Below are 7657 nucleotides of genomic sequence, written 5' to 3'. Positions count from 1 at the left end.
AGAAGCCACCAAGCCTCAGCGCGTCGCAGCCACTACCGGCGGCGACTCTCCGTCCCCTCAAGCACGTAGATCGCGAAGTCGCACTGGAGTACTAGTCCTCCTGCTCTTCCAGGACCAGGCTCGCCATCGGGGCGTGGGTGGTCCAGCCCAGCGAGGTGTAGAGCGCCTGCCCCGCCACCGTGCCGACCAGCACGCCGGTGCGGGCGCCGGTCTCGTGCGCGGCGGACTGCAGGGTCCGCATCACCACCGAGCCCAGGCCCCGGCGGCGGTGCTCGGGGGTCGTCACGATCTGGTCCGGTACGGCCACCGGGCCGGCCAGGCCCGCCTGGCCCCGGGCGGCCAGGTGCCCGTCCCCGGTGCGCACCAGCACCCGCAGGATTCCGCCCCTGGTCCAGGTGGTCACGGTGTAGCCGGCCGGGAGCTCGGGCCGCTCGGGGCCGAGCGGGGCGGTCATCAGGAAGCCCGGTTGGTCCAGCCGCCACCGCGGGCCGAGCCAGGGGCGCACGGTGTCGTCCTCGGCGAACAGCTTCAGCCAGGTCGTCGGCGCGGTGATCGTCTCGGCGAGCTTGCGGACCTCGGCCTCGGTCGGCTCGGGCAGCACGTGCCGGCCCACCTCGCCGACCGGCGCGCCGACGTCGATGCTCCAGCCCCAGGGCTGCTCCACCGGATCGGCGGAGCCCCGGGAGACCGTCCAACCGCTGATCCACATCCGGACCAGCTCGGTGATGCTCGGCTGAGGCATGCTGTCTGCTCCCCCGTACGTAATGGTCTCTTGGTCAGTGCATATATTACCGGCGTGAGGGTGGCCGTGCCCAGTAGGATTTCGGGGTTCACGGGGCCGGACCGGCGCCCCGCTGCTGGAAGGACCCGGAACGTGCGCGAGACCGAGTCGCCGCAGGACCAGACGGCGGCCGCGCCGACCCCGCTCCAGTCCGACTGCGGCAGCTGCTTCGGGCTCTGCTGCGTCGCCCTGCCCTTCGCGGCCACCGCCGACTTCGCCGTCAACAAGGCCGCCGGCACCCCCTGCCGCAACCTGCAGACCGACTTCAGCTGCGGCATCCACGCGCGGCTGCGGGACAGCGGCTTCCAGGGCTGCACCGTCTACGACTGCTTCGGCGCCGGACAGCGGGTCTCCCAGGTCACCTTCGGCGGGGTCAGCTGGCGCGCGGAGCCGGCCGACGCCCAGTCGATGTCCGACGTGTTCCCGATCGTGCGGCAGCTCCACGAACTCCTCTGGTACCTCACCGAGGCGCTCACCTTCGAGGCGGCCCGGCCCGTCCACGCCGAACTGCGCCAGGCCCTGGAGGAGACCGACCGGCTGGCCGGCGGCACCCCCGAGGAGATCCTCGCCGTCGACGTCCCCGCCCACCGCCAGCGGGTCAGCGACCTGCTGCTGCGCGCCGGCGAACTCGTCCGCGCCGCCGTCCCCCGCCGCCGCGAGCACCGCGGCGCCGACCTCTTCGGCGCCCGCCTGCGCGGCGCGGACCTGCGCGGCGCCAACCTCCGCGGCGCCCTCCTCGTCGCCGCCGACCTCTCCGGCGCCGACCTGCGCCTCGCCGACCTGATCGGCGCCGACCTGCGCGACGCCAACCTCGCCGACGCCGACCTCAGCTCGGCCCTCTTCCTCACCCAGGCCCAACTCAACGCCGCCCGCGGCGACGCCACCACCCGTCTCCCCACCACCCTCACCCGCCCCACCCACTGGCCGGAGACGGCCAGTGCCCCCGTGCGCGCCGCCGCCCCGCGCAAGCCGCGTGGCGGGGGCGGTTCCGGCAGGCCGCGGCGGCGGTAGGCACGGGGGCTCCGCGTCGCGGCCGGGTGTTCACGACCCCGGATGTGGCGGGTCCTCGGGTACGACGGCGGCGATCCGCACGGTCCGGGGCCAGGGCGGTGCAGGGGCGAAGGCGTGCACGACATTGACGGCCGGGCGACCGGCCGCCGGGTCGCCCTCGATGCGGGCGGAGTGGAGCTCCACCTGCTGCGCCCCTTCGGTGACCGTGCGGATGTGGCGACCGAGCCGGGGTCGGTGTTCGAGTTCGGCGCGCAGCGCCTCCAGCGCATCGGTGACGCCGAGTTCCTTGGCCCGCTGGGCGGTGCGATCCGTGACGGCCGCGATCGTCATGTGGGTCGGGTCGTGCTGGTCGTTCACTCGGCGCAGTGCCGGGCCAGCAGGTCGTTCACGGCCTCTTCCACGGCGACGGCCGCCTCCCGGTCGGCCGCGAGCAGCACCCGGCCGCGGTAGGCGGCGACGATTTTGGCGACCGCGACGAGGTCGACCACCGTGCCGACCTCCCCGACCTGGTCGAGCTGGTCGACCGGCACCCGGCGCAGCAGCTGCTCGGCGAGCTCGGCGTCCAGGCGCGCCGCGTCGCCGGGGTAGCCGTGGCCGGCCTGCAGCGCGGCCCGCAGTTCCTGAACCGTGTTCATCGGCGGCAGGCCCAGGCGGCTTTCACCATGCCCGTGTTCGGCGGGCTGCGCGCTCATCCCCATCAACCCTTTTTCGTCGGCTTGCCCGGCGTCGGGCCGAGCCCTGCACGTCCAACGGTAGCCGTCCCGCGCCGGTCCATGGACCCGCAGGCGGCAACCTGCTACGGGTGGGCCACCGCTGAGGTGTCAGGCGCCGGAGTACCCCCGGTCGAGCAGGTCGAAGGCGCGGGTGGCGTCGGCGACGGCTTCGGGGTGGAGGTCGTCGGCGGTGCGGCCGTCGTGGTGGATGCGGTGCCAGTTGTGCAGGGCGAGGACGCGTTGGGTGGCGGTGACCTGGGCGGCGAGCAAGGGTGCGGTGAGCTCGCGGGGCGGGGCGAGGTCGGGGGCCTCGCACAGGGCGTCGGCGAGGGACTGTTCGGCGCGGGCGACGTAGGCGCCGACCCGGGCGGCCAGGCTCGGGGTGCCGTAGACCAGGGCGGTGAAGGCCAGCACCTGGGGGTGGTCGTTGAGGCCGGTGACGGGATCGCGGCGGGCGAGGCCGTCCAGGAAGTCCCGGCGCAGGGCGTCGAGCACCGTCTCGTCGGCGCCGCGGCCCCGGACCACCTCGGCCGCCTGCTCCTGGTGGTCGGCGAAGCGGTGGACGACCAGGTCCTCCTTGCTGGGGAAGTAGCTGAACAGGGTCGGCTTGGAGACCTCGGCGGCGGCCGCGACGTCCGCCACCGACACCTGGTCGAAGCCGTGCTCCAGGAAGAGCGCGATGGCCGCCTCGGAGATGGCCTGTCGCGTCCGCTCCTTCTTGCGCTCCCGCAGTCCAGTCATGGGGTCAGGCTAACAGTCGGGTTGACCAGGACAGATTTCTGACCTGGTATGACTACCGGGATATCGGGATATCGGGAGTTCAGGGATCTACACGCTGCGGTCGGCGAGGACCTCGCGGACGACGTGGCGGGCGTTCGCGGTCAGCGCCGGGTTGGTGTGGCGGTAGTAGGGGATCGTCACCAGGGCGATGGAGAAGGCCCAGGCGCGGCCGCGGGCCCACATCGCGTCGTCCGCGTGCAGGGCGGCCCGGAAGGCGGGGCGGGCGGCGGCGGGGAGCAGGTTCCAGGCGGCGATCAGGTCGGCGGTGGGGTCGCCGACGCCCATCAGGGCGAAGTCGATGACGGCGGCGAGCCGGCCGGTTCTGGAGACCAGCAGGTTGCCCGGGGTGAGGTCGCCGTGCATCCAGGTCGGCGGGCCGTCGTACTCGGGGAGGCGAAGTGCCTTGTCCCACAGGGCGGTCGCGGCCGCCGTGTCGATCGCGCCGGTCAGCTGGGTGATTGCCGCGCGGGTGGCGCCGTCCCGGGAGGCGAGCGGGACGCTGCGGTGCCCGGCGGGGCCGCCCGCGGGGTCGGCGGTGCGCAGGGCGTTGACGAAGCCGGCCAGGTCGCGGGCCAGGGCGTCGGGGGCGGCGAGGGCACCGACCGCCGGGTTGACGCCGTCGAGCCAGCGCAGCACCGACCACTCCCACGGGTAGCCCGCGGCGGGTCGGCCGACGGCGATCGGTGCGGGGACGGGCAGCGGCAGTCGTGGTGCCAGCCCGGGCAGCCACTGGTGCTCCCGGCGGACGTTCGCGGCCGCCCACTCCACCCGGGGCAGCCGGACGGCGAGTTCGGGCCCGAGCCGGAACATCGCGTTGTCCGTCCCGGCGGACCCGACGGGCGTGACCGGCAGGCCCACCCACTCGGGGAACTGGGCGGAGATCAACCGCCGTACCAGGGCCGCGTCGACGACCGGTTCATCGGGGTGCATCCGGGCGGCAGCGCACATGCCCGGCAGCGTACAGCGCAGATCGCCGGGCTTCAGCCGGATTCCCGAACTACCGGGCCCGATAAGGTGAGGAGATGGTGATCAGTCGGCGGACGGACGGGGAGCGCCGGGCACTGCGCGCGGCGCTGGGTGCGTTGGCGCTGCTCATACTGCTGGGCGCGGTGGGCGACTACAGCGCGGGCTCGGGCGGGCTGCTGGTGCTGCGCGAATGGTTCGACCGGCCGCTCCTGCTGTTCACCGTCGCGCTGCCGCTGCTGCTGGTGGTGCTGTACTGCGTCACCTGGCGGGCCTGGATCCGGGTGGTCCTGGGCGTCGGCGTCATGCTGACGGCCGCGGCGACGGTGCCGCTGTGGGTCTTCCTGGATGCCCCGCAGGTCACCGCGACGCAGAAGGCCCCCGACCGGTCGGATCGCCGGATCGTCCGGCAGGAGCAGGCCGGAATGCTCAGCACCGCCCAGTGGATCTTCGTCGACCAGGGCACCGGCCTGACCACTCGCCGCTGGCAGATCGCCTACGCGGACTTCAGGGCCGACGACTCGATCGACGCGGCGTGGGACGGCCCGGACCGGATCAGGCTGACCTACGGCAGCCGGACGAAGGTGATCGACCTCGCCGCCGACGGCCGACCCGGCGGCTCGCTCACGCTGGTGTGACCCGCACCCCCAACTGGACCCCGCTCAAGCCCGATTGGGTTCGCCGCCCGATCGCGCCACGCCCGCCGCCCCGGGGGCGGCCGGGAGCCGTCACCGGTACCTGCCAGAATGCAGGGCGTACGGCGAAAGCGCTGAAGGAGAAGGTGACCGGCTTCGTGACCACGCCAGTCGAACAGGGGGCCCGACAGGCCCAGCAGGTGATCGAGCGGAAGATCGCGGAGGAACTGGGCGTCCGTGAGGGGCAGGTGAAGGCTGCGGTCGACCTGCTCGACGGCGGCGCGACCGTCCCCTTCGTGGCCCGCTACCGCAAGGAGGTCACCGGCTCGCTGGACGACGCCCAGCTGCGCACCCTGGAGGAGCGGCTGCGCTACCTGCGCGAGCTGGAGGAGCGCCGGGCGGCCGTCCTGGAGTCGATCGAGGCCCAGGGCAAGCTGGACGACGCGCTGCGCGCCCAGGTGCTCGCCGCGGACTCCAAGGCCCGGCTGGAGGACATCTACCTGCCCTTCAAGCCCAAGCGGCGCACCAAGGCGCAGATCGCCCGCGAGGCGGGCCTGGAGCCGCTGGCCGACACCCTGCTCGCCGACCCGACGCAGGACCCGGCCGCGCTCGCCGCCCGGTACCTGAACGAGTCGGTGGCGGACGGTCCCGCCGCCCTGGAGGGCGCCCGGGCGATCCTGGTCGAGCGCTTCGGCGAGGACGCCGACCTGGTCGGCTCGCTGCGCGAGCGGATGTGGACCAGGGGCCGTCTGGTCGCGAAGGTCCGGGACGGCAAGGAGGGCGACGGCGCCAAGTTCGCCGACTACTTCGACTTCGCCGAGCCCTACACCAAGCTCCCCTCGCACCGCATCCTGGCGATGCTGCGCGGCGAGAAGGAGGAGGTGCTCGACCTCGAACTCTCGCCCTACGACGGCGAGTCCGCGGGCGACCTGCCCGGCGAGAACGACTACGAGCAGCGCATCGCCGGCCGTTTCGGCATCGCCGACCACGGCCGCCCGGCCGACAAGTGGCTGGGCGACACCGTCCGCTGGGCCTGGCGCACCCGCATCCTGGTCCGGCTCGGCATCGACCTGCGCGGTCGGCTGCGCGCCGAGGCCGAGGACGAGGCGGTGCGCGTCTTCGCCGCCAACCTGCGTGACCTGCTGCTCGCCGCCCCGGCCGGCACCCGCGCCACCATGGGCCTGGACCCGGGCTTCCGCACCGGGGTGAAGGTCGCCGTGGTGGACGCCACCGGCAAGGTCGTCGCGTACGAGACGATCTACCCGCACCAGCCCGCCAACAAGTGGGACGCGGCCCTGGGCACCCTGGCCGCGCTGGCGAGGAAGCACGACGTCGACCTGGTCGCGATCGGTAACGGCACCGCCTCCCGGGAGACCGACAAGCTCGCCGAGGACCTGATCAAGCGCCACCCCGAGCTGAACCTCACCAAGGCGATGGTCAGCGAGGCCGGCGCCTCGGTCTACTCGGCCTCGGCGTTCGCCTCGCAGGAGCTGCCGGACCTGGACGTGTCGATCCGCGGCGCGGTCTCCATCGCCCGCCGCCTCCAGGACCCGCTGGCCGAACTGGTCAAGATCGACCCCAAGTCGATCGGTGTCGGCCAGTACCAGCACGACCTGAGCGAGGTGAAGCTCTCCCGCTCGCTGGACGCGGTGGTCGAGGACTGCGTCAACGCCGTCGGCGTGGACGTCAACACCGCCTCGGCGCCACTGCTCACCCGGGTCTCCGGCGTCACCGCCACGCTGGCCGACAACATCGTGGCCCACCGCGACGCCAACGGCCCGTTCCGCACCCGCAAGCAGCTCAAGGACGTCGCCCGGCTCGGCCCCAAGGCCTTCGAGCAGTGCGCCGGCTTCCTGCGCATCCCCGGCGGCGAGGACCCGCTGGACGCCTCCAGCGTGCACCCCGAGGCCTACCCGGTGGTGCGCCGCATCCTCGCCTCGACGGGCGGGGAGCTGCGCGAGCTGATCGGCAACAGCGAGCGGCTGCGCGCGCTGCGCCCGGCCGACTTCGCCGACGACACCTTCGGCGTCCCGACCGTCACCGACATCCTCGGCGAGCTGGACAAGCCGGGCCGCGACCCGCGTCCGGCCTTCCGCACCGCCGTCTTCAAGGAGGGCGTCGACAAGATCGGAGACCTGGAGGTCGGCATGGTGCTGGAGGGCGTGGTCACCAATGTCGCCGCCTTCGGTGCCTTCGTCGACGTGGGCGTCCACCAGGACGGGCTGGTGCACGTCTCGGCGCTGTCGAGGAACTTCGTCAAGGACCCGCGCGAGGTGGTCAAGCCCGGCGACATCGTCAAGGTCCGGGTGCTCTCGGTGGACGTGCCGCGCAAGCGGATCGGGCTCACCCTGCGGCTGGACGACGAGGTCGGCCGCGAGCGCGGGGACCGGGGCGACCGCGGCGGCGACCGGGGCGACCGGCAGGCCCGCCCGCCGCGCCAGGAGCGGCGCGGTGGCGGTCAGGGCGGTCAGGGCGGTCAGGGTGGCCGCGGCGGGCAGGACCGGCGCGACCGCGGTGACCGCGGCGACCGGGGCGGCTTCGGCGGCGGCGCGCCGGAAAACAGCGCCATGGCGGACGCGCTGCGCCGCGCGGGCCTGGCCGGTGGCGGCGACGGCGGCTCGGGCGACCGGCGCTCCGGGCGGCGCTGAGGCTGACGGCAGCGGAAACGGCCGGGGGGGGGGGGGGTGGGGGGGGGCCCCCCCCCCCCACCCCCCCTTTCCTTCCCCCCCACCCCAAAATTTTTTCTTTTTTTTCTTGTTCCCCCCCCCTGCAAC

8 protein-coding genes are annotated in these 7657 nt (G+C 73.7%); 3 read left to right on the top strand and 5 right to left on the bottom strand.

All coding sequences use genetic code 11. The annotated features are described in order from the left end of the window. Nucleotides 1-91: 91 nt before the first annotated feature. Nucleotides 92-742 (bottom strand): GNAT family N-acetyltransferase, encoded by a 651-nt coding sequence (locus ACFQ87_RS18420; RefSeq protein WP_380611813.1) that lies wholly within the window; start codon nucleotides 740-742, stop codon nucleotides 92-94. A 132-nt stretch (nucleotides 743-874) separates the two neighbouring features. On the opposite strand from ACFQ87_RS18420, the gene ACFQ87_RS18415 reads away from it, so the two are divergent. After that, nucleotides 875-1792 carry a pentapeptide repeat-containing protein gene (locus ACFQ87_RS18415; protein ID WP_380611812.1) on the top strand — a complete coding sequence of 306 codons (918 nt, stop codon included), beginning with the start codon at nucleotides 875-877 and terminating at the stop codon, nucleotides 1790-1792. A 30-nt stretch (nucleotides 1793-1822) separates the two neighbouring features. On the opposite strand, the gene ACFQ87_RS18410 is transcribed toward ACFQ87_RS18415, so the two are convergent. The 4 genes from ACFQ87_RS18410 to ACFQ87_RS18395 form a co-directional block, all read right to left on the bottom strand. After that, nucleotides 1823-2149, bottom strand: coding sequence for a hypothetical protein (locus ACFQ87_RS18410; protein ID WP_380611811.1), 327 nt, complete (start codon nucleotides 2147-2149; stop codon nucleotides 1823-1825). Beyond that, nucleotides 2146-2484 carry a hypothetical protein gene (locus tag ACFQ87_RS18405; RefSeq protein ID WP_380611810.1) on the bottom strand — a complete coding sequence of 113 codons (339 nt, stop codon included), beginning with the start codon at nucleotides 2482-2484 and terminating at the stop codon, nucleotides 2146-2148. Before ACFQ87_RS18405 ends, ACFQ87_RS18410 begins: the two co-directional genes overlap by 4 nt. Before the next feature lie 129 nt (nucleotides 2485-2613). Further along, on the bottom strand, nucleotides 2614-3246 hold the full coding sequence (locus ACFQ87_RS18400) for a TetR/AcrR family transcriptional regulator (protein WP_380611809.1): 633 nt from the start codon (nucleotides 3244-3246) through the stop codon (nucleotides 2614-2616). Nucleotides 3247-3333: 87 nt separating this feature from the next. Continuing rightward, nucleotides 3334-4233, bottom strand: a complete 900-nt coding sequence (locus ACFQ87_RS18395) for an aminoglycoside phosphotransferase family protein (RefSeq protein WP_380611808.1) — start codon at nucleotides 4231-4233, stop codon at nucleotides 3334-3336. A gap of 74 nt (nucleotides 4234-4307) precedes the next feature. Here ACFQ87_RS18395 and ACFQ87_RS18390 point away from each other — a divergent pair, with 74 nt between their 5' ends. Then, nucleotides 4308-4886 carry a hypothetical protein gene (locus ACFQ87_RS18390; protein WP_380611807.1) on the top strand — a complete coding sequence of 193 codons (579 nt, stop codon included), beginning with the start codon at nucleotides 4308-4310 and terminating at the stop codon, nucleotides 4884-4886. A 155-nt stretch (nucleotides 4887-5041) separates the two neighbouring features. After that, nucleotides 5042-7531, top strand: a complete 2490-nt coding sequence (locus ACFQ87_RS18385; protein WP_380611806.1) for a Tex family protein — start codon at nucleotides 5042-5044, stop codon at nucleotides 7529-7531. The last annotated feature ends 126 nt before the right edge of the window (nucleotides 7532-7657 follow it).

The sequence above is a fragment of the Kitasatospora sp. NPDC056531 genome, from assembly GCF_042794375.1.
Lineage (GTDB): Bacteria > Actinomycetota > Actinomycetes > Streptomycetales > Streptomycetaceae > Kitasatospora.
This window is presented reverse-complemented; position numbering and strand designations above follow the sequence as displayed.

Coding starts and splice junctions, on each gene's coding strand:
- ACFQ87_RS18420 (WP_380611813.1), bottom strand. CDS start 742: ATGCCTCAGCCGAGCATCACCGAGCTGGTCCGGATGTGGATCAGCGGT.
- ACFQ87_RS18405 (WP_380611810.1), bottom strand. CDS start 2,484: ATGAGCGCGCAGCCCGCCGAACACGGGCATGGTGAAAGCCGCCTGGGC.
- ACFQ87_RS18400 (WP_380611809.1), bottom strand. CDS start 3,246: ATGACTGGACTGCGGGAGCGCAAGAAGGAGCGGACGCGACAGGCCATC.
- ACFQ87_RS18395 (WP_380611808.1), bottom strand. CDS start 4,233: ATGTGCGCTGCCGCCCGGATGCACCCCGATGAACCGGTCGTCGACGCG.
- ACFQ87_RS18390 (WP_380611807.1), top strand. CDS start 4,308: ATGGTGATCAGTCGGCGGACGGACGGGGAGCGCCGGGCACTGCGCGCG.